This is a genomic window from Arthrobacter sp. Y81 (assembly GCF_002929335.1).
In the GTDB taxonomy this organism is placed as follows: domain Bacteria; phylum Actinomycetota; class Actinomycetes; order Actinomycetales; family Micrococcaceae; genus Arthrobacter.
Genome location: NZ_PJIL01000004.1, coordinates 80,573 through 99,193 on the forward strand (window position 1 = coordinate 80,573; position 18,621 = coordinate 99,193).

Below are 18,621 nucleotides of genomic sequence, written 5' to 3' on the forward strand. Positions count from 1 at the left end.
AGATGACCCTCCACGCCACTGAACCAGCCTCCGCCACCGGCGCCGTACTGGACCCCGAAGAAACCATGTCCCGCGACGAACTGGAGACCCTGCAGCTCAGCCGGCTCCAGCACACCCTCGCCTACGCCTACGACCGCGTCCCGCTCTACAAGCGCAAGTTCGACGAAGCCGGCGTGCACCCCACGGACCTCCGCGAACTGGCGGACCTGGGCAACTTCCCGTTCACCACCAAGGACGACCTGCGCCAGGAATACCCGTTCGGGATGTTCGCCGTGCCGCAGAACGAGGTGGCCCGGATCCACGCCAGCTCCGGCACCACCGGACGCCCCACCGTGGTGGGCTACACCAAGAAGGACCTGGCCGACTGGGCCAAGCTCGTGGCCCGCTGCCTCCGCGCCTCCGGCGTCCGGCCCGGCATGAAGGTCCACAACGCCTACGGATACGGCCTCTTCACCGGCGGACTGGGTGCCCACGCCGGCGCCGAAGCGCTGGGCTGCACCGTGATCCCCATGTCCGGCGGGCAGACCGAACGCCAGATCCAGATGATCCAGGACTTCGAACCGGACGTCATCCTGGCCACCCCCACGTACCTGCTCACCATCGCCGACGCGATGGCCCACATGGGCATCGACCCCACGTCCACGTCGCTCAAGTACGCCGTGCTCGGGGCCGAACCGTGGACCCAGGAAATGCGCCACGAGCTCGAAGTGACCATGAACATCAAGGCCTGCGACATCTACGGCCTGTCCGAGGTCATGGGGCCCGGCGTGGCCGGCGAAGCCGTGGAGACCCAGGACGGCAGCCACATCTGGGAGGACCATTTCCGCCCGGAGATCATCGACGCCTTCAACCCGGCGCCCGGCAAGGAGAACGTCCTGGGCGACGGCGAGCACGGCGAACTGGTGTTCACCTCGCTCACCAAGGAGGCGCTGCCGATCATCCGCTACCGCACCAAGGACCTCACCCGCCTGCTCCCGGGCACCGCGCGTCCGGCACACCGCCGGATGGGCCGCATCACCGGCCGCAGCGACGACATGATCATCCTCCGCGGCGTGAACCTGTTTCCCTCCCAGATCGAGGAAATCGCCCTCCGCATCCCCGAGCTCAGCCCGCACTTCCAGCTGGTGCTCACCCGGCCTGAAGGCCAGCGCATGGACCAGCTGACCGTGAAGATTGAGCGCCGCGACAACGTCACCGAAGGGCAAAGCACGACGGCGGCCCGCACCCTGCGCGAGCAGATCAAGATCCACGTGGGTTCTTCGTGCACGGTGGAGGTGGCGGAGCCCGGGTCGCTCGAGCGTTCCAGCGGCAAGCTGCGCCGGATCTACGACATGCGCCCCAAAGGATAGTCCGCGGGGAAAGTTCCAAACACGGGGATGGTCCCCGGCTACGGCAGCCGGGGACCATCTTTTCGGGAGGCATTCAGTGCACTGCTGCCAATGCGCGACAGCGCTGTGACGTGCCGATGGCTAACCGTCTACCGGGCAACCCAATGTGCCTGATCCCGTCCCGGTCTGTGAAGTCCCGGACTTTGAAGCTGTTCCATTGTTTGGACCGGTCCCCGCGCCGGTAAGTTCCTAATACAAAGTTTCTAGCACCGGCGAATCCCCCAGGCAAGGGGTTTTTGCGGGCACTTACAGCCGGTTACGCCGGTTGACCGAACGTTCATGAGAAAATAGCCGGTATGTCCACAACTGATGCACCCACCAAGCGCGGCCGCCCGGGATACGACCAGCAGTCGGTGCTGCAGATCGCCGTCGAAGTCTTCAACCGCCACGGCTACGACGCCACGTCCATGGGCATTCTTGCCGAAAATCTGGGCATCTCCAAGTCGGCCATCTACCACCACGTGCCGTCCAAGGGGGACCTCCTCAAGCTCGCCCTTGACCACGCCCTGGGCGGCCTCGAGGCGATCCTGGACCAGCCGGAGGCCCAGACCGGAAGCGCCGACGCACGGCTCGAATTCGTCCTCCGCCAGACCATCTCCGTACTGGTGGAACGCCTGCCGTTCGTCACCCTGCTGCTGCGCCTGCGCGGCAACACGGACATTGAGCGTAACGCGATGGAACGCCGACGCACCTTCGACCACACGGTGGCGGCCCTGATCTCCGCCGCCCGCGATGAAGGCTCCCTCCGCGAGGACATCGACCCCCGCACGGTCACCCGCCTGCTGTTCGGCACCATCAACTCAATCGTGGAATGGTACAAGCCCGGCGGCACGCTGTCGCCGGAGAAACTGGCCGACGACGTCATCACAATGGCCTTCAAGGGGCTCAGCGCGCCACGCTGACGCTGTTCTCCCCCACGTTCGCCCCGCGGCTGCGAGGGCAGTCATTGACGCCGGGAATGGCGGCGACCACCCTGTAGTCATGGCCACGAAGTTATCCGAAGTCATCTTCGGCACGTTCCCCCAATTGCGTTACCAGCCCACCGCCAAACGGGTCCGTGCCATGGTGGGCGGGAACGCCGTCGTCGACACTTTATATGCATTCCTGGTGTGGGAGCCCAAGCGCGTCACCCCCATCTATGCCGTCCCCGAAGTGGATCTGCAGGCCGAACTCGAGCCGCCGCGGCAGGAGCCGGGCGAGGTCACGGAACACGGTTTCAAGCTCGGCTCGGACGGGCCGCCGGCGCTGGATCCGCGCACCGGTTTCGGCCGGCACACGGCGCCCGGTGAGGAGTTCGACGTCGTAACCTCCGAGGCGAGGCTGCCCCGGGCGGCCTTCCGGCCGGAGGACCCCGACCTCGCCGGCTATGTGGTGCTGGATTTCAAGGCCTTCGACTGGCTGGAGGACGATGAGGAAATCATCGGCCACCCCCGTGACCCGTTCCACCGGGTGGACATCCGGGCATCGTCGCTCACCGTTGAGGTCAGGCTCGACGACGTCACGCTGGCCACCACGAACGGCGCCCAGCTGCTGTACGAAACCATGCTGCCGGTGCGCTACTACATTCCTCCGGCGGACGTCCGGCTGGATCTCATGGAGGCCAGCCCCAAGAAGACGGTGTGCCCGTACAAGGGAACGGCGAGCTACTGGACCTACCCGCAGTCCGAAATCGGGCGGAACATCGCGTGGGTGTACGACCCGCGGTTCCGCGACGCCGCCCAGATACATGGGCTGGTGAGCTTCTTCAACGAGCGGGCGGACATCACGGTAGACGGCGTCAGGCAGGAGCGGCCGGTCACGCCATGGTCCACGCCGCCGGAGTCGCCGTGAGGGCAGAGTGATCTTTGATCACTCTGAGGCAGGCAAAAGATAAGGCGTCCCGCTGAGCCGGAACGCCCGTCTTCTTCGCCCTGGCCGGCCTGGTCACCGGCAGGGCCACAGCCGCTAGAGCTGGTACTCGGCCTGCTGAATGCCGAGGGTTTCGTGAACGCAGAGAATATTGTTCTCGGTGTCCATGAACCATGCGCATTTTTCGGAATCGGTAGTACAAATGTGGTGTTCGCCAGTCTTCAGATCAGGGCGATCGTAATCCTGGAACCGGACGCCGCGGGCTTCCATTTCATCAACGGTCCGCTCGATGTCCCTGACCTCAAAGCTCAGCGTGGTGTGCTCTGAGTGCCTGCCATCCTTTACGGGCATCAGCTGCAGCATGGGGCCGTCGCCGCTGCCAAACAATTCGCTTCCGTCATCTGCCACGCCGCGATGAGGCAGTCCGAGTGTTTCCGCGTAAAAACGACGGGCGCGCTCTTTGTCATCCACGGGCAGGACGGTTGTGGCTGTGTTCAATACTAGGGTCATTTCGCCACCTCCTACGCTGAAAATTTTACGCCGGGGCAGGGCGGAAAGATCTTACGAAACCCTCTCTCACATCCTGCCGCCCAAACCCCGACGCTCTCTCACATCCTGCCGCCCAAACCCCAACGCTCTCTCACCGGGGTGAGAGAGCGTCGGCGGAAAGGGCGCAAGAAGTGAGAGAGCGTCGGGAAAAAACCCACCGAAAATGAGAGAGCGTCGGGTTGGGGGCTACTTTTCCACGAGGGTGAGGACGTCGTAGGTGGCCACGATTTCGTCGTTCTGGTTGGTCAGGACGGCGTCCCAGGCCACCTCGCCGTACTCGTCGGTCTCGCGCGGGGTGATCTTCTTCGCCGTCAGGGTGACGCGGATGGAGTCCCCCGCGGCCACCGGAGTGATGAAGCGCAGGCTCTCCAGGCCGTAGTTGGCCAGGACGGGGCCCGGAGCCGGCTCGACGAACAGCCCGGCACCCCAGGCCAGCAGCAGGTAGCCATGCGCCACGATGCCCGGGAAGAACGGGTTGGCTTCGGCGGCCGCCTGGTTGGTGTGCGCGTAGAAGGTGTCGCCCGTGGAGTTGGCGAACGCGGTGATGTCCTCCAGGGTGACCTGGCGCAGCTCGGACCGGACAGCGTCTCCGATCTGCAGGGTCGCCAGCGACTTCCGGAACGGGTGGGTGCCTTCGGTCTCAACCGTGAAGTTGCGGTCCGCGCCCGTGTGCCAGACGCCGGTGACGGCGGTGAGCATGTTGGGCGAGCCCTGGATTGCGGTGCGCTGCATGTGGTGCATCACCGAGCGGATGCCGCCCAGTTCCTCGCCGCCGCCGGCACGTCCCGGCCCGCCGTGGACCAGGTGCGGGACCGGTGAACCGTGGCCGGTGGAGCTGCGGGCGTCCTCGCGGTTGAGCATCAGCACGCGGCCGTGGTGGGCGGCGATCCCGGTGACCAGTTCCCGCGCCACGGCGGGATCGTTGGTGCACACCGAGGCCACCAGGGAACCGCCACCGCGGGCGGCGAGGCGGACGGCGTCGGCCAGGTCCGTGTAGCCGATCACCGAGGAAACCGGTCCAAAGGCCTCCAGCGAGTGGACTGCCTCGGCCTCGGCGTCGGCCCAGCTGAGCAGCACCGGGGACATAAAGGCACCGCTTTCGACGACGCCCACTCCCCCGTCCGCCTTGGTCACCTTCGGCGAATCGAGCGTGCCGTACGCGAGCTCGCCGCCGGCGTCGAGCATGGCCTGCACGGCCGCGCGGACATCGGCCAGCTGCTCGAGGGAGGCCAGGGCACCCATGGTGACACCCTCGGCGCGGGGATCGCCCACCACAACGCGTTCCTCGATGCGGGCACCCACGGCGGCAACGACGTCGGACACCAGCTCCCGGGGCACGATGGTGCGCCGGATGGAGGTGCACTTCTGGCCGGCCTTGACGGTCATTTCGGTGACCACGGACTTGATGAAGGCGTCGAACTCCGGCGTGCCCTTGACCGCGTCCGGGCCGAGGATGGCGGCGTTGAGCGAGTCCGTCTCCGAGGTGAAGCGGACGCCGCCCTGCACAACGTTCGGGTGCGACTTCAGCGAGTTGGCCGTCGACGCGGAGCCGGTGAAGGCCACCAGGTCGCGGTAGTCGAGGTGGTCCAGGATGGTGCGGGCCGAGCCGGAGATGAGCTGCAGGGACCCCTTCGGCAGGATGTTGGACTCGATCATGGCCTTGACCACGGCGGCCGCCACGTAGCCGGTGGGGGTAGCAGGCTTGACGATGGTGGGAACGCCGGCAATGAACGCGGGCGCAAACTTCTCCAGCATGCCCCACACCGGGAAGTTGAAGGCGTTGATCTGCACGGCCACCCCGGGGATGCGCGTGTAGATGTGCTCACCGGCGAAGGAGCCGTCGCGGGACAGCACCTCCATGGGACCGTCCACCACCACCTGGGAGTTGGGCAGCTCGCGCCGGCCCTTGGAGCCGAACGTGAAGAGCACGCCGATGCCGCCGTCGATATCCACCATCGAGTCGATCTTGGTGGCGCCGGTCTGCGCGGACAGCTCGTAGAAGTGGTCGCGGCGCGCGTTCAGGTACTGCGCCAGTTCCTTCAGCTTGAGGGCGCGCTGGTGGAAGGTCAGCGTGCCGAGTTCCGTCTGGCCGGTGGTGCGGCCGTAATCCACGACGTCGGCAAGGTCCAGTCCCTCGGTGCTCACCTTCGCGAGGAGTTCTCCGGTGCTGGCGTCCAGGACCGGAACAGCGGAAGCCGCGGCTCCGGCGTCGGGCGTCCACCAGGAGTCCCGGACGAAACTGGGGACTGTCTCAACAGTGTCCAGTGAGGATTTCGGAGCAGTTGCTGTGGTGGTCATCGTTGACGGGTCCTTCCAACGGGGGGCAAGATCTTCACGGCCAGAGCATTACTGACCGTCCGTTCGGTAATATGTCTACAGTACATGAATGTGCCTTGCTGCACACTAGAGGAAGACCAAGGAAAGATAGGTGGCCATGCAGCCCGAAACAGGCAGCCCCGAACTGTGGAAAATCACGCTGGGCGAACTCGACGAGAAGATGGGCGTGAAAATCGTCGAGGAATCGGTGGAGCGCGTCGTCGCCACGATGCCCGTGGAAGGCAACCGGCAGTCGTTCGGGCTGCTCCACGGCGGTGCGTCACTGGCCGTGGGCGAGGCCGTGGGATCCTGGGCCGCCGTGATCCACGCCAGCACCCTGGGCAAGACCGCGGTGGGTGTGGACGTGTCCGCCACCCACCACAAGTCCGCGCGCGAAGGCCGGATCACCATTACGGCCACGCCCATCCACCTGGGCGGAACGCTGACCACGCACGAGGTCCTGCTCACCAACGAGGCCGGCCAGCGCCTGTGTACCCTGCGGATCACCAACCTGCTTTTGGACAGGACGAACTGACGCGACGCGGGGGAAGCCCGCCCGTGTCGGGACTTATGGCACGTTCGAACCGGCTCAGTTTCCATGAGACTGAGAAGGGAAGGAGGCCCCGTTATGACTGTTCTTGTTGCCTATGCAAGCGAGCTGGGTTCCACCGGGGAGATAGCTCAACATATGGCCTCCCGTATTGCGGTTGCACTGGGCGCGGTCGAGTGCCGGTCCGTGGAGGAGGTTGATTCTGTCTCCGGTTACGAAGCTGTCATAGTCGGTAGCGCCATCCACAACCAGGCGTGGCTGCCCCCGGCCGCACTGTTCTTCACCCGCCTTGCACCCGAGCTGGCTAAACGACCCGTCTGGGCCTTCAACGTAGGGATGGCCGACGCCTTGCCAAAGCCGTTTCGCAAGCGCGGTGCGGCACTGCAGCAGAAACGCCTAAGAGGATTTCTGCCCCAGGAAGTTCCGCTTCGCGACCACAAAATCTTCTCCGGTGTCTACCAGTCCGACCAGATGCCAGCACCGCTCCGGGTCTTGTTCCGGCTTACCGGTGGCCGATTCGGGGACTTGCGGGACTGGGCGGCTGTCGACGCCTGGACGGATCAGATTACAGCCCAACTCGCTAAACCTGCTTCCACGTCTTCAGACAGCATCACGCCCTAGCTTTTCCTCACGGCCTGGCAGGACCGGCTGCTACCCTTTTTGCATGCGCCCGGCGACACACCGGCTCGCCGCGGTCGACGAGGCGAACTTGGTGCTTGACCACGCCGGTCAGGTCAACGTGTTCCTAGTCGCGGGTCTGCTGACGGCTGGCGGCTTCGTCGGTCCCGATGGCATGCCTGACCTGGCCGCCCTGCGCGCCTCCCTTCGCGAGCGGATCGCGACGCTGCCACAGCTCCGGAAGATAGCTGTCGCCACGGGTCGCCGGCACCGCTGGGTCGAGGCGGCGCCCGACCTCGAGCACCACATCCGGCTCATTGAGGCCGTCGATGGGCTCGCTGGCTTCGAGCAGACGTGCGGGGAACTGATGAGTGCGACGCTGGGACTGGATCGCCCATACTGGGAGATTCTGGTGGTGCCGGGTGCGACCGTGGGTGGGATCGGGGTCGTGCTGCGCATCCACCATGCTGTCGCCGACGGGATGGCGGCGTCAGCGATCGTACAGCAGCTCTTCGACCCCGTGGAATCGCGGGGGACGTCGGCGCACGTGCCTCGTGCCCTGGTGCCGCGGCAGGCACCGCGGCGCGACCTACGGCATGTCCTCGGGCGGCTCGGCTTCGGTCTGCGCCGCATGCGGATGACCCTGAGCGGCCGTGAGGTCGGTCCCACGGTGTTGCTCGGTGAGCGTAGTCCGCGTCGCGGGGTTGTGTTCCTGGACGCCGACCTCGCTGCGCTCGAGACGCATGTTCGGCCGGTCGGTGCCACCGTCAATGACGCCCTGCTCGCTGCAGTGGCGTTGGGCTACCGGGCGGTGCTGCCCGCCGCCGGGGAGCCGATCCCTGCCCGGCTACCAGTCTCAGTGCCGGTCGCGCTGCAGCGCCGCGGGACAGCGGGGAACCAAGTCGGGGTCATGCTCGTGCGGCTGCCGCTCGGCGACGTCGAACCCGACGAACGCGTCCGGCTCATCGCGGAACAGACCCGGGAGGAGAAGGCGCGGGCGAGGGAGCAGGGAACGCTCGAGTTCATGCGCGGCCCGATCGGCGCACGCATCATGGACCGCGTGGCTCGAAGGCAGCATCTCGTCGCAGGGTTCGTCACCAACGTGCCAGGCCCGGTCGGCACCTTTCGCCTCGCGGGTGCCCCGGTCGTCGCGATCTGGCCGGTTGCCGTGCTCGCTGCCAACGTCCGGCTCGGCGTCGCGGCTGTCTCCTACGCCGGCCGGCTCCACTGCGGCATCCATTTCGACGCGGAAAACGTGCCCGGAGCAGCCTTCGCGCGCGCTATGGGCGAGGGACTGGCGCGGCTGGGCGCGTGAACCCCCGCCGGGAGGCAGGAGCCTGCGGAGCAGCTCCCTCAGGTGTCGTTTTTCGAAGTCGTCTGCACTGGAATCCGTGGTAGCCCGGGGGTTGTGCAGGCGGGTTTGAACAGCCGCGTGTTCAAACCCGCCTGCACAACAGGCATTCTGTCTCGAAGCCGTCTGCACTACCTTCAACTATGGCTTTGAGGCGCCTGTACCGTCGTTGCCGGCATGACTGACGAGGAACCGCCGATCGTTGAGCGGGGCCTGCTGGCCATGTCCGATGCGGAGTGGGATGAGGCAGTGCGACAGGCTGCGGTGATTGCTCCCTTGGCTGCGTTGGATGTTGTCGGGCAGGGGGCTGTCAACGATGCTGCCGCGCTGTTTGATGTGTCCCGTCGGCAGGTTTATGTGCTGATCGACCGGTTCAGGCGCGGCACCGCCCGGGACATCGAAGCACTGCTGGCCCAGCGCCCGGACGGCTAGCCGGACGGGTCACAGCCCCGCCGCACAAGCGCCGGCGGGGGCTGGATCCGCGTCAGGCCGGCAGGGAGCTGAGGGCGGTCAAGGCCGACAACTTTTCCTCGCCGATGGGTTCCTCGGGCAGCAGCGGAATGAGCGCGACCCGGTCCGTCAGGGTGTGCACTCTCGTGATTTGTTCGATTTCGTTCGCGGCGCGTGCCCGCAGGAACGGCGTCTGCGGGTGTGCGGCGGCGATCGAGTTGTTGATGACCCAGGCCCACGGGTGAATTCCGGCCCGTTCCAGGTCACTCTTCAACTCTTCGGCTTCCAGTACCGGTGTTGTTTCGGCCAGCGTGACGAGAACGACCTTGGTCTGCGAAGGATCCTGCAGGCGCATGAGTGGCGTCACGAATCCCATGGTGTCACCGACCTGGCGCGCGATCTCCCGGTGGTAGGAACCGGTGGCGTCCAGGAGCAGCAGGGTGTGGCCGGTCGGTGCCGTGTCGATCACCACGAAGTGCCGGCGGGATTCCTGGACCACCCTGGAGAACTGCCGGAACACCGCCACCTCGTCGGTGCACGGAGACATCAGGTCCTCGGCGAGGGCCGCGCGTCCGTCATCGTCCAGGTTCCGGCCCTTGGTGTCCATCACGTGATCGCGGTACTCCTGGATGGCTGCTTCCGGGTCGATGCGCGAAACCGTGAGGCCTGGGATGGAACCATGGAGTGTTTCGGTGAGGTGAGCTGCGGGATCGGTCGTGGTGAGGTGGACCGCATGTCCGCGTCTTGCCAAGGCGACCGCGATGGCGGCAGCGACGGTGGTCTTCCCGACACCGCCCTTGCCCATGCACATCACCAGGCCATGACCGTCGAGCTCCACTTCGTTCACCAGGGCAGCCAGCGGGGCGTCCTCGACCTCGGGGATCAGTGCGGCGTCATCAGCGATATCGACGCCCGAAGTGGGCGCGAACAAGGACTCAAGCGCCGGAATGCCGACCATATTGCCCGGCTTCAGATCCAATATGTCGCGTGGAAGTCCGGCGACCGCGTCGGGAATGGCCGCGATGGCCGCAGCCTCCCGGGCGCGCAGTGCCTGCGCCAGATCCTCGTCCCCTGCGGCTTCCGGCAGGACGCCGTTGACGACGACGTAGCCTCCCCCGATCCCGATCTGGTTGAGTTCGAGGTAAGTCCGCTCAATTTCGCTCAGTGACGAGGTCTGCGCGCGGCTGACCAGGACTAGCCGGGTCCTCGCCGGGTCGGTGAGGGCTTGGACCGCCTTGGCGTACACCTGCTTGTGCTTCTCCAGTCCTGAGAGAGGGCCCAGGCACGAGGGGTCCCCCAGGCCTGCCGCCAGGAAATCGGTCCAGGAGCCCGGCAGCTGAAGAAGCCGGATCGTGTGGCCCGTCGGGGCGGTATCGAAGACGACGTGGTCATACTCGGCGTAGGAGCTGTCGTCGGTGAGCAGGTTGGTGAATTCGTCGAAGGAGGCGATCTCGGTGGTGCAGGAACCGGAGAGGCTCTCGGCGATGCCGGCCAGCTCCGTTTCGGGCAGGAGCCCGCGGACGGGCGCGATGATCCGTTCACGGTACGCCTCCGCCGCCTGCTCCGGGTCAATCTCCAAGGCTGAAAGTCCTGGCACATCCTGGATGGGCGTGACGGTGTTCCCTATAGTCAGGCCGAAGACCTGTCCGACGTTGGATGCGGGATCGGTGCTGACCAGCAGGACCTTCTGACCGGACTTGGCGAGGGTGAGCGCTGTTGCGCACGCTACGGAGGTCTTGCCCACACCGCCCTTGCCGGTGAAGAACAGGAACCGGGGAGTGTTCTCGAGAAACTTCACGCCGGGACCTAGCTGCGGCTCGCTGAGCCGCAGCAGCCGCCGGATTTTTCAGTCAGACCCAGTTCCGGGCGGGCGTGCGGTTCAGCGTTGGCTTCGTCCAGTCCGGCGAATGCCAGCAGTTGCCCCCTGCTGGGGTAGGTGCCGGTGGCGACCGTAACGCCGTCGACGATAGTGAGCGGGAGACCCTTGGATCCGACCAGGTGCATGAATCCACGGACCGTTTCGTCCTCCGCGAAGGCGGTCGGTTCGCTGGCGAGGTTGTGGCGGGCAATGTCGGCACCGAGGCCCTGGAGATGACGCACGTCCGCGGTCACATCCACTAGGGACTGGTCCACGTCGGGGCCACAAACACCGGTGTCACAGCAGAGAGCGGATTCGTAGATTCGGATAGCAGGCATGTGGTTCTCCTAGGCTGTCGTGGTGCATCGATTTTGATACCGAAACACAAAGCCCCACTCATTCAGGTCGTCGCCTCAGAGGGGACATAACCAGCATGTTGCGGCTCCCTTCTGATTGTATCGATAGTTATCGATGCATGAAAGTGGAGACGACTTCGGACATTCCGTGCAGACGACTTCGAAAACTGACATCAGGTGAGAGTAGCGAGTGCCGCGAACGGCACCGCGAAACCCGTCTGCGAAAATAGCCCCGCGAAAAACTTCATGACTTTGCATCCAAAGAGGGCCGCCGGCCGGTAGTAAGGGCGTAAGCACAAACACAGCCCGTCACCGGGCATCCCTCTGAGGAGTTTGAAATGCGCAAAACAACCTACGCCGCCGGAGCACTGTCGCTCCTGGCTGCACTGACCTTCGCGAGCCCGGCCCAGGCCGGCGGCTGGCACCACGACGATGCCCCCGCGAAGCTCTCGGTCCTGCACGGCGTGCCCGGCCTGACCGTTGACGTGTGGGTGGACGGCGACCTCACCCTGGATGACTTCACTCCCGGCACCCTGGCCGGTCCGCTGGAGCTCGCGGCCGGCGACTACGAAATCGCCATCACCGCCGCGGACGCCACCAGCGCCGACAATCCCGTCATCGGGCCGGTGGACGTTGAACTCGACGGCGGCGGAGACTACACCGCAGTGGCCCATCTCGACGCCGACGGCGCCCCGACGGCCACGCTCTTCGCCAACGACACGAAAGCCCCGCGCAACGACAGCAAAGGCAAGCTGACGGTCCGGCACGTAGCCGCGGCTCCCGCCGTCGACGTCCTGGCCGGCGGAACGGCCGTGATCGAGGGACTCAGCAATCCGGACGAGGCGACCCTGAAGCTGGAGGCCGGGACCGTCTCGGCGTCTGTTGCCGCGGCCGGAACCACAGCTCCGGTGATCGGGCCGGCTGACATTACCGTCGAGGCCGGCAAGAACACGATTGTCTACGCCTGGGGAAGCCTGGCCGACGGCACGCTGGCTGTGGCTGTCCAGGTTGTTGACTCCTCCGAGCGGTGGTGCGGACGCCACTGACGCCGGTTCCGGGAACGTCGTGCGCCATCACTGAATACCGCTGCCGGCGGGGCCGCCTGACAGGTGGCCCCGCCGTCGTGCCGCCGCCCCTGCGTCAGAGTGCCCCGCCCGCCGCTTCCGGTGTTGCGGAGTCGTGGCTGTCGCCGCCATGGCCGCCGCCGTGATGGTGACCGCCGTGACCGTGGCCTCCTCCATGACCGCCGCCCCCGCCGCCCCCGGAGTCGCCCACCCTTTCGCGGGCAAGGAACATTTCGACGTCGAAGAGGTTGTCCGCGCGGCGCGCCACATTCAGGAGCGTGGACATGGATGCCACCTCTTCCACCTGCTCCTTGAGGAACCAGAGCATGAACTGCTCACCCAGGGGGTCGTTTTCCGCCCGCGCCGTCGCGAACAGCTCCTTGATGCGGTCCGTGACTTCGACCTCCTGGGCCAAAGCCAGGACGAGGGGTTCCTCCGCCGACGTGAAGTCGTTCCGGACCGGCTCGATTCCGGGGATAGTGATCCTGATGCCGCGGTCCAGGATGTACCGCACCATCATCATGGCGTGGTTCCGTTCCTCCAGCGACTGCCGGTAGAAGTGCTTGGCCAGCCGGGGCAAATCCTGCCCGTCGAACCAGGCGGCTATGGCGATGTACTGCTGCGACGCTGCGAATTCGTTGCCCACCTGTTTGGCAAGCAGGTCATTGAATGTGGTGCTCATGGGGCACTCCTCGAGTCGGGGTTCAAGGCGGAGGACCTGCGGCGCAAAGGCTCGTCTGGGCCCGGGGTTGCCGGAGGGCCTGAAATGAGCTTGCTCCGGTGCGGCGGCGGCGGTCAAGACCCTCCCGGCAGCTGCCCTTGGGTGCGCCTATGCGTGCGCCCTTGGCCGCATCTATGGCGGACCGTTGGGCGGCACGGCATAATGTGGTTCCACAGGTCTCACTGCCGCTCGAAGGAGCCAACGATGACGCCTGCCGGCCCGCATGCTTGGGACGCTGCTCTCGATCGTGCGTTCGCAGCCGGCCAGGAAGCCGCACTCGCCGAGGCCTACAGGCGGCTGAGCCCGCTGGTGTACACCTTGGCGCTGCGATCGCTGGGGGAACGTGCCGCCGCCGATGACGTCACCCAGGAAGTGTTTATCCGGGCCTGGAAATCACGCGCCAGCTACCGGCCCGAGGCCGCCCGCCTGCCGGCCTGGCTGGTGGGGATCACCCGCAACGCCATTGCCGATGCGCTGTCCGCCCGCTCGCGCCGGCAGGAGCTGGAGCACGCGGCCGGCCAGTTCGCAGGTGATGGCCTCGCCGCAGCTCCGCCGGCAGCTGACGTGGAAGCCGTGGCCGACCGCATAACCTTGGAGGAAGAGCTGGAGCGGTTGGGCGATCCACAGAAGGCGATCATGAAACTGGCGTTCTACGAGGACCTCACGCACGATGAGATCTCGTCGCGCCTGCAGCTGCCGCTCGGTACCGTCAAGAGCCATATACGGCGCAGCCTCACCCGGATGCGGACCCGCCTGGAGGTGGGCCATGAAGCATCTTGACGATGAGCAGCTGAGCCTGATGGCCCTTGGCGAACCAGCTCTGACGCCGGCCGAGGCTGACCATCTGGCGTTCTGCAGTGACTGTGCCGGCACTCTCGCGGCCCTGGAACGCACCGTCCATGCCGCCACCATCGATCCCGCCGAAGTGGAACTGGCGACGCCCGGACCGCACAACTGGGCAGCCATCCACCAGGCTTTGGGGCTCTCCCCCGACCAGGCGCAGGACCCGTTGGGCCGGCAGTCGTCGTGGGGCAGTTCGACGACGACGACGGCGGGCTCCGCGGCGCCGGCGGGCACCGCGCCTGAGGCACCGGAGCCGGCGGCGACGCCACCGACCCCCCTCCGCAAACGCGTCCGCGAGCGGCGTCCCGGTTCGACCGTACGCCGGTGGGTGGCGATGGCCGCAGCGGCCGGGATTATGCTCGGCGCCGCCGCGGTGTGGGCAGCCTACAACTTCCTCGGGCAGGGCCCGGAAGCGGTGCCTTCACCCACCCCGACCGCATCCCAGGCCGTGGTCGTTGCCCAGGCACCGCTGCAGCCGTTGGAGTCCTACACAGCCAACGGCACGGCCCTGGTGGAGAAGCTCCCCGACGGATCCCGCCGGCTGGTGGTCCAGCTGTCCGACGGCCAGGTCAGCGGCTTCCGCGAAGTCTGGGTGATCTCGCCGGACCTGACCAAACTCGTGAGCCTCGGCGTGCTGGACGGCGAACCCGGCGTTTTCGCCATCCCCGAAGGACTCGATCTGGCTGAGTACCCCATCGTGGACGTCTCCAACGAGCCGTTCGACGGCAACCCCGGGCACTCCTCGGACAGCATTGCCCGCGGCGAGCTGGCCGCTGAAAACTGAGCGGTTGCCGGCCGAGTACACCCAGGTTCCGGTGCGATGAAGTGCCAATCGGCCCAGAAGTGGGCGGGCCCCGACTGCTAGGGTTGCTGTGCTGAGCAACGAAACACCACCTGCGTAAAACCGGTATCACCGGAAGGGACCCATCATGCTCTCAGACACCTCTTCTCCAGTCATCAAGGCAACGCTGCCTGTCGTAGGCGAGCACATCGAAGAGATTGCCAAACGGTTCTATAAGCACATGTTCGAGGCGCGTCCCGACCTCCTGGACGGCCTCTTCAACCGGGGTAACCAGGCGGACGGGAGACAGCAGCAGGCGTTGGCGGGGTCCATCGCCGCATTCGCCGGATTCCTCGTGGACAAACCCGATCAGCTGCCGGACCATCTGCTCTCCCGGATAGCCCACAAGCACGTCTCACTCGGCCTGAGCCCGGACCAGTACCAAGTGGTCCATGACCATCTGATGTGGTCCATTGTGGACGTGCTCGGAGACGCCGTCACACCCGAAGTCGCGGCTGCCTGGGACGAGGTCTACTGGCTCATGGCCAACATGCTCATCAACAAGGAGCGGGGACTCTACAACGCCGTGCACCTCTCGCCCGAGACGATCTGGCGGACCTGGCGCGTTGCCCGGCGGATCCAGGAAACCGACGACGTGGTCACGTTCATCGTGGAACGGACCGACGAGCGCGACGTCAAACCGTCCCTGCCCGGCCAATACGTCACCATCAAGATGGCCATGCATGACGGCGTCCACCAGCCCAGGCAATACAGCCTCACCAAGGCCGACGATGGGCATCACCGGCAGTTCGCGGTGAAGCGGGTTCATGGACTCCCGACACCCGACGGCGAGATGTCCAACCTGCTCCACGACGAGGTCCAGGTGGGCGACGAGGTGGTGCTTTCGGTACCTTTCGGCGACGTGGTCCTGGAATACACGGACAGGCCGGCGGTCCTGGCCAGCGCGGGCATCGGCATCACGCCCATGGCCGGCATGCTTTCCCATCTGGTGAAGTCCGGTTCCCGACGCCAGGTCATGCTCCTCCACGCGGATGACACGGCTGAATCTTTCCCGCTGCGGGCCCAGGTGACCGAGGACCTGGCGAAACTGCCAGACGCCTCGCTGAGCACGTGGTTCCTTGAGCCGGCAGTCCCTGCGACGGGCGGAACGGGCGGGGCCGGGGGTGCGCCGGAATTCGAAGGTTTTATGGACGTCAACGCGGTCGATCTGCCTGACGATGCCGAATATTATCTCTGCGGCCCCCTGCCCTTCCTCAAGTCAGTCCGAAGCGCGCTTATAGCAAAGGGCGTCCCGGCCAAGGACATCCAGTACGAAGTGTTCGGCCCGGACCTCTGGCTGGCAGACTTCCAATAGCGGGACCGGCTCCTCGGCGGTTCAGCGGCGGGACCGGCTCCTCGGCGGTTCAGCGGCGGGAACGGCGCCTGGCCAGGACCACCGCGACACCGCCGAGAAGCAGCACACCGGCCCCTACCCCCGCAGCGGTGAGGAGGCCATCGGCACCGGTGGCCGGCAACTGGCCTGACACACCGACAGGGGTAATGGCCGCGGGGGCAACCACGGGGGCGGGGTCAACCACAAAGGTGACGGTCACCGGAACCGAGGCCACGCCGTCGACCGTTTGGCTGGCTGCCACCGTATGCGTACCGGCCGCGAGTCCCGCAGGAAACGGCGAGCTCCAGGTGCCGTTCGACGGGGCCTGCGCCGGTGCGGCGCCGTCGACGGTTACGGTCACCGCCGCGCCGTTGAGCGCGGTACCGGTGACCTGACCTGGAACCGCGTCATGGGCAAAATGCTGGCCGTCCTGGATGTTGGTGACCGAGGGCGCCGGCGGTGCAACCATGAAGGTCCGGCTTGCCGCCGGGCTGTCGGCGATGCCCCGGGCGGTCTGGACTGCCGTGACGCTGAAGGAGCCGAACCTCGCGTTGCCGGTGACAGGCACCGTCCAGTTACCGTCGAGGCCAACCACGGCCTGCCCGGTGGCGTCCCCGGAGAGATGCACGGTGGCGCGGGGCGTACCGGTGCCCTGGATGCCTTCGAGCGCCGTGAGGAGTTCCCCGTCAGCCGGGCTGGCAATGGTAGGTGCCGGCAGGTCGGACGGCAGCACAGTGACATCGAACGAGCCCGCGCCGGAGTGGCTGAAGCCGTTGATGGTTTCGGCGGTAAACCGCAGCCGGCCGGCCGGAGACGGAGCGGTGAACTGCCACTGTCCGGCGGCGTCCACGGGCACCTCCACGGGAGCCTGGCCGGGCACCGTGATGCGAACGGTTGAGCCCGCCGCAACGGCGGAGGCCGGAGCCGCCGGGACCTGTCCGGTGATGGCCTGCCCGAGCGCCACTCCGCCGCCGTCGGCCGGTTCCGTGAGTACGGGTTTGTTGAGGAACAGCTGAAGCTGAACGCCGGGAATCCGCGTCATGGCGTCCTCGAGCGTGGTGGCCACGGCGAAATTCGACGCGGAACCTGGCGCGTCACCTGCAGAGTGCGTGCCGACCGCGAAGTTTCCGCTGATCCACGGGCCGCCGGAGTCGCCGCCGCTGGACTGGACCGAGTTGGACAGGAAGCCGTGGAACGCCCGGAGATCCGAGGGGTCCGGGGTGATGCCGCCCACGACGTAGATTCCCACCTCATCCACCGTGCCGCAGGACCAGCCGGCGGTGCGGCCGGAGCGGCAGACGGCCTGCCCGGGTGACGGCGACGCGGTTCCGATGATCTTCACGGCCGTGGAACCGGGGTTTGTGGGAGCATCCCAGCGGGAGGCCGCAGGCTGAATATCCAGCCCGGAGCGGATGGACTCGATCACTGCGATGTCCGTGCCGATGTTTCCGGGGTTGGCCTCGTCACCGGTGATCCACGAGTTTCCCGGCCCGCCGAACTGGCTGAAGCCCAGGGTGCCGAGCAGGTTGCTGGCGGGCGATTCGGGACGTTCCACGTTGGCCGTTGAAAGGGTTCCGTCGTCAGTGCAGTGGCCGGCGGTGAGCACTATGGGCTCCCCTGCCGGGCTGTAGGCGCCATACCCCGCGGAGCAGATGATTCCGTTGTTGAGGACAAACCCCTGCCCGCCGAAGAAATCCTCCTCCGGGGCGAGCGGTTCGCCCTGCTCCAGCCGGACGTTCGAATAGCGCGCCACGAACTCGGACGGCGAGGCCGCGGGGGCTGACTGTGCGGTGGCGGCACCGGCCGGGGTTGCCGGAGCGATGCCGGCCTCCGCCTGGTTGGTGCCGCCGGTGCGGATCACAAAGCTGCCGTTGGCGTAGGCGACGGACTGAAGGCCGGCGGCGCCAACTTCGCGGACGTAGTCCGTGAACAGCTGGTCCGTGCTGGCCGCGACCCGGTCCGGCGTTTCCGCACCGGACGGCGTTTCCGGTGTTCCCGGCGTGGAAGGTATGCCGGGGGTGGTGGCACTAGCGCTGGCCGTCGGCGCCGCGGCTGATGGCTTAGGGGCCGGTGCCACCACGACGAATTCACCGGACGCACCTGCATGACCCGCCGCGCCGGAACCTGCAGCATTGAGTTCAGCCACCCGGGCCGCAAGCTCCGGGCCGATGCCCTCGACCACAATCCGGCCGTCTTTCAGGCTGATTCCCACATAGCCGGGCAGTGCGCGCAAGGAGGCAACGGCGTCGGCCGCGCGTTTGCCCTGGTCACCGGCGGCGTTGAACTGTTCGAGCGTCATTCCCAGGTCGCGGAGGACGGCCTCCGTCAGCCCGGCATCGCTGATCGCGGGCGCGGAATCGCCCGCTTCGGGGGCCGGCGTGGACACGGCCGGCGCCGCGGGAGAGGCAGCAGGCGGACCGGACTCTGCGACGGCGGGGCCCGCAAGGAAGGTGGAGCCGAGGGCCAGGGCGGCTGCGGCGGCCAGTCCCAAGGCGCGGTTGAAGCGGTTACGTCCGGAATGATGCGTCAAAGCGT

17 protein-coding genes are annotated in these 18,621 nt (G+C 66.6%); 11 read left to right on the forward strand and 6 right to left on the reverse strand.

Annotated elements, in window-relative coordinates; all coding sequences use genetic code 11:
* Nucleotides 1-2: 2 nt before the first annotated feature.
* From paaK to CXQ91_RS07355, 3 genes are all read left to right on the forward strand, one after another.
* Nucleotides 3-1,349 (forward strand): phenylacetate--CoA ligase PaaK, encoded by a 1,347-nt coding sequence (paaK, locus tag CXQ91_RS07345; RefSeq protein ID WP_104173269.1) that lies wholly within the window; start codon nt 3-5, stop codon nt 1,347-1,349.
* A 335-nt stretch (nt 1,350-1,684) separates the two neighbouring features.
* Entirely contained in the window at nt 1,685-2,290 is a 606-nt protein-coding gene (locus tag CXQ91_RS07350; RefSeq protein ID WP_104173270.1) for a TetR/AcrR family transcriptional regulator, read from the forward strand.
* Between the two features lie 79 nt (nt 2,291-2,369).
* On the forward strand, nt 2,370-3,218 hold the full coding sequence (locus CXQ91_RS07355; RefSeq protein WP_104173271.1) for a DUF427 domain-containing protein: 849 nt from the start codon (nt 2,370-2,372) through the stop codon (nt 3,216-3,218).
* A 114-nt stretch (nt 3,219-3,332) separates the two neighbouring features.
* Here CXQ91_RS07355 and CXQ91_RS07360 read toward each other — a convergent pair whose 3' ends face one another.
* Together CXQ91_RS07360 and paaZ are read right to left on the reverse strand one after the other, a co-directional pair.
* Nucleotides 3,333-3,746 carry a VOC family protein gene (locus CXQ91_RS07360; RefSeq protein WP_055804662.1) on the reverse strand — a complete coding sequence of 138 codons (414 nt, stop codon included), beginning with the start codon at nt 3,744-3,746 and terminating at the stop codon, nt 3,333-3,335.
* 225 nt (nt 3,747-3,971) lie between these two features.
* On the reverse strand, nt 3,972-6,083 hold the full coding sequence (gene paaZ / locus CXQ91_RS07365; protein ID WP_104173272.1) for a phenylacetic acid degradation bifunctional protein PaaZ: 2,112 nt from the start codon (nt 6,081-6,083) through the stop codon (nt 3,972-3,974).
* A 136-nt stretch (nt 6,084-6,219) separates the two neighbouring features.
* On the opposite strand from paaZ, the gene CXQ91_RS07370 reads away from it, so the two are divergent.
* From CXQ91_RS07370 to CXQ91_RS07385, 4 genes are all read left to right on the forward strand, one after another.
* Nucleotides 6,220-6,636 carry a PaaI family thioesterase gene (locus CXQ91_RS07370; RefSeq protein WP_104173437.1) on the forward strand — a complete coding sequence of 139 codons (417 nt, stop codon included), beginning with the start codon at nt 6,220-6,222 and terminating at the stop codon, nt 6,634-6,636.
* 93 nt (nt 6,637-6,729) lie between these two features.
* Complete coding sequence (locus CXQ91_RS07375) at nt 6,730-7,272, forward strand: flavodoxin domain-containing protein (protein ID WP_104173273.1); 543 nt, start codon at nt 6,730-6,732, stop codon at nt 7,270-7,272.
* A gap of 43 nt (nt 7,273-7,315) precedes the next feature.
* Nucleotides 7,316-8,584, forward strand: coding sequence for a wax ester/triacylglycerol synthase domain-containing protein (locus CXQ91_RS07380; protein WP_258073867.1), 1,269 nt, complete (start codon nt 7,316-7,318; stop codon nt 8,582-8,584).
* A gap of 213 nt (nt 8,585-8,797) precedes the next feature.
* Nucleotides 8,798-9,052, forward strand: coding sequence for a helix-turn-helix domain-containing protein (locus tag CXQ91_RS07385; protein ID WP_104173274.1), 255 nt, complete (start codon nt 8,798-8,800; stop codon nt 9,050-9,052).
* 52 nt (nt 9,053-9,104) lie between these two features.
* Here CXQ91_RS07385 and arsA read toward each other — a convergent pair whose 3' ends face one another.
* Together arsA and arsD are read right to left on the reverse strand one after the other, a co-directional pair.
* Nucleotides 9,105-10,868 carry an arsenical pump-driving ATPase gene (arsA, locus tag CXQ91_RS07390; RefSeq protein WP_104173275.1) on the reverse strand — a complete coding sequence of 588 codons (1,764 nt, stop codon included), beginning with the start codon at nt 10,866-10,868 and terminating at the stop codon, nt 9,105-9,107.
* Between the two features lie 8 nt (nt 10,869-10,876).
* Nucleotides 10,877-11,266, reverse strand: a complete 390-nt coding sequence (gene arsD, locus CXQ91_RS07395) for an arsenite efflux transporter metallochaperone ArsD (RefSeq protein ID WP_104173276.1) — start codon at nt 11,264-11,266, stop codon at nt 10,877-10,879.
* A 356-nt stretch (nt 11,267-11,622) separates the two neighbouring features.
* On the opposite strand from arsD, the gene CXQ91_RS07400 reads away from it, so the two are divergent.
* Entirely contained in the window at nt 11,623-12,330 is a 708-nt protein-coding gene (locus CXQ91_RS07400) for a DUF4397 domain-containing protein (protein ID WP_104173277.1), read from the forward strand.
* Nucleotides 12,331-12,424: 94 nt separating this feature from the next.
* Here CXQ91_RS07400 and CXQ91_RS07405 read toward each other — a convergent pair whose 3' ends face one another.
* A complete protein-coding gene (locus CXQ91_RS07405) occupies nt 12,425-13,030 on the reverse strand; it encodes a ferritin (RefSeq protein ID WP_104173278.1) in 606 nt (201 codons plus the stop codon).
* Between the two features lie 243 nt (nt 13,031-13,273).
* Between CXQ91_RS07405 and CXQ91_RS07410 the strand changes: the two genes are divergently transcribed.
* The 3 genes from CXQ91_RS07410 (at nt 13,274) to CXQ91_RS07420 (ending at nt 16,068) form a co-directional block, all read left to right on the forward strand.
* Nucleotides 13,274-13,849, forward strand: a complete 576-nt coding sequence (locus tag CXQ91_RS07410; protein WP_104173279.1) for an RNA polymerase sigma factor — start codon at nt 13,274-13,276, stop codon at nt 13,847-13,849.
* On the forward strand, nt 13,836-14,696 hold the full coding sequence (locus CXQ91_RS07415) for an anti-sigma factor domain-containing protein (protein WP_104173280.1): 861 nt from the start codon (nt 13,836-13,838) through the stop codon (nt 14,694-14,696). The genes CXQ91_RS07410 and CXQ91_RS07415 overlap by 14 nt, the downstream gene beginning before the upstream one ends.
* A 145-nt stretch (nt 14,697-14,841) precedes the next feature.
* Nucleotides 14,842-16,068 (forward strand): globin domain-containing protein, encoded by a 1,227-nt coding sequence (locus tag CXQ91_RS07420; protein ID WP_104173281.1) that lies wholly within the window; start codon nt 14,842-14,844, stop codon nt 16,066-16,068.
* Nucleotides 16,069-16,117: 49 nt separating this feature from the next.
* Here the strand turns inward: CXQ91_RS07420 and CXQ91_RS07425 are convergent, their stop codons facing one another.
* Entirely contained in the window at nt 16,118-18,616 is a 2,499-nt protein-coding gene (locus CXQ91_RS07425; protein WP_104173282.1) for a S1 family peptidase, read from the reverse strand.
* Between the last annotated feature and the right edge of the window lie 5 nt (nt 18,617-18,621).

Bases quoted from the DNA above. Each gene is read 5' to 3' on its own strand.
- paaK (WP_104173269.1), top strand. From the start codon at position 3: ATGACCCTCCACGCCACTGAACCAGCCTCCGCCACCGGCGCCGTACTG.
- CXQ91_RS07350 (WP_104173270.1), top strand. From the start codon at position 1,685: ATGTCCACAACTGATGCACCCACCAAGCGCGGCCGCCCGGGATACGAC.
- CXQ91_RS07355 (WP_104173271.1), top strand. From the start codon at position 2,370: ATGGCCACGAAGTTATCCGAAGTCATCTTCGGCACGTTCCCCCAATTG.
- CXQ91_RS07360 (WP_055804662.1), bottom strand. From the start codon at position 3,746: ATGACCCTAGTATTGAACACAGCCACAACCGTCCTGCCCGTGGATGAC.
- paaZ (WP_104173272.1), bottom strand. From the start codon at position 6,083: ATGACCACCACAGCAACTGCTCCGAAATCCTCACTGGACACTGTTGAG.
- CXQ91_RS07370 (WP_104173437.1), top strand. From the start codon at position 6,220: ATGCAGCCCGAAACAGGCAGCCCCGAACTGTGGAAAATCACGCTGGGC.
- CXQ91_RS07375 (WP_104173273.1), top strand. From the start codon at position 6,730: ATGACTGTTCTTGTTGCCTATGCAAGCGAGCTGGGTTCCACCGGGGAG.
- CXQ91_RS07380 (WP_258073867.1), top strand. From the start codon at position 7,316: ATGCGCCCGGCGACACACCGGCTCGCCGCGGTCGACGAGGCGAACTTG.
- CXQ91_RS07385 (WP_104173274.1), top strand. From the start codon at position 8,798: ATGACTGACGAGGAACCGCCGATCGTTGAGCGGGGCCTGCTGGCCATG.
- arsD (WP_104173276.1), bottom strand. From the start codon at position 11,266: ATGCCTGCTATCCGAATCTACGAATCCGCTCTCTGCTGTGACACCGGT.
- CXQ91_RS07400 (WP_104173277.1), top strand. From the start codon at position 11,623: ATGCGCAAAACAACCTACGCCGCCGGAGCACTGTCGCTCCTGGCTGCA.
- CXQ91_RS07405 (WP_104173278.1), bottom strand. From the start codon at position 13,030: ATGAGCACCACATTCAATGACCTGCTTGCCAAACAGGTGGGCAACGAA.
- CXQ91_RS07410 (WP_104173279.1), top strand. From the start codon at position 13,274: ATGACGCCTGCCGGCCCGCATGCTTGGGACGCTGCTCTCGATCGTGCG.
- CXQ91_RS07415 (WP_104173280.1), top strand. From the start codon at position 13,836: ATGAAGCATCTTGACGATGAGCAGCTGAGCCTGATGGCCCTTGGCGAA.
- CXQ91_RS07420 (WP_104173281.1), top strand. From the start codon at position 14,842: ATGCTCTCAGACACCTCTTCTCCAGTCATCAAGGCAACGCTGCCTGTC.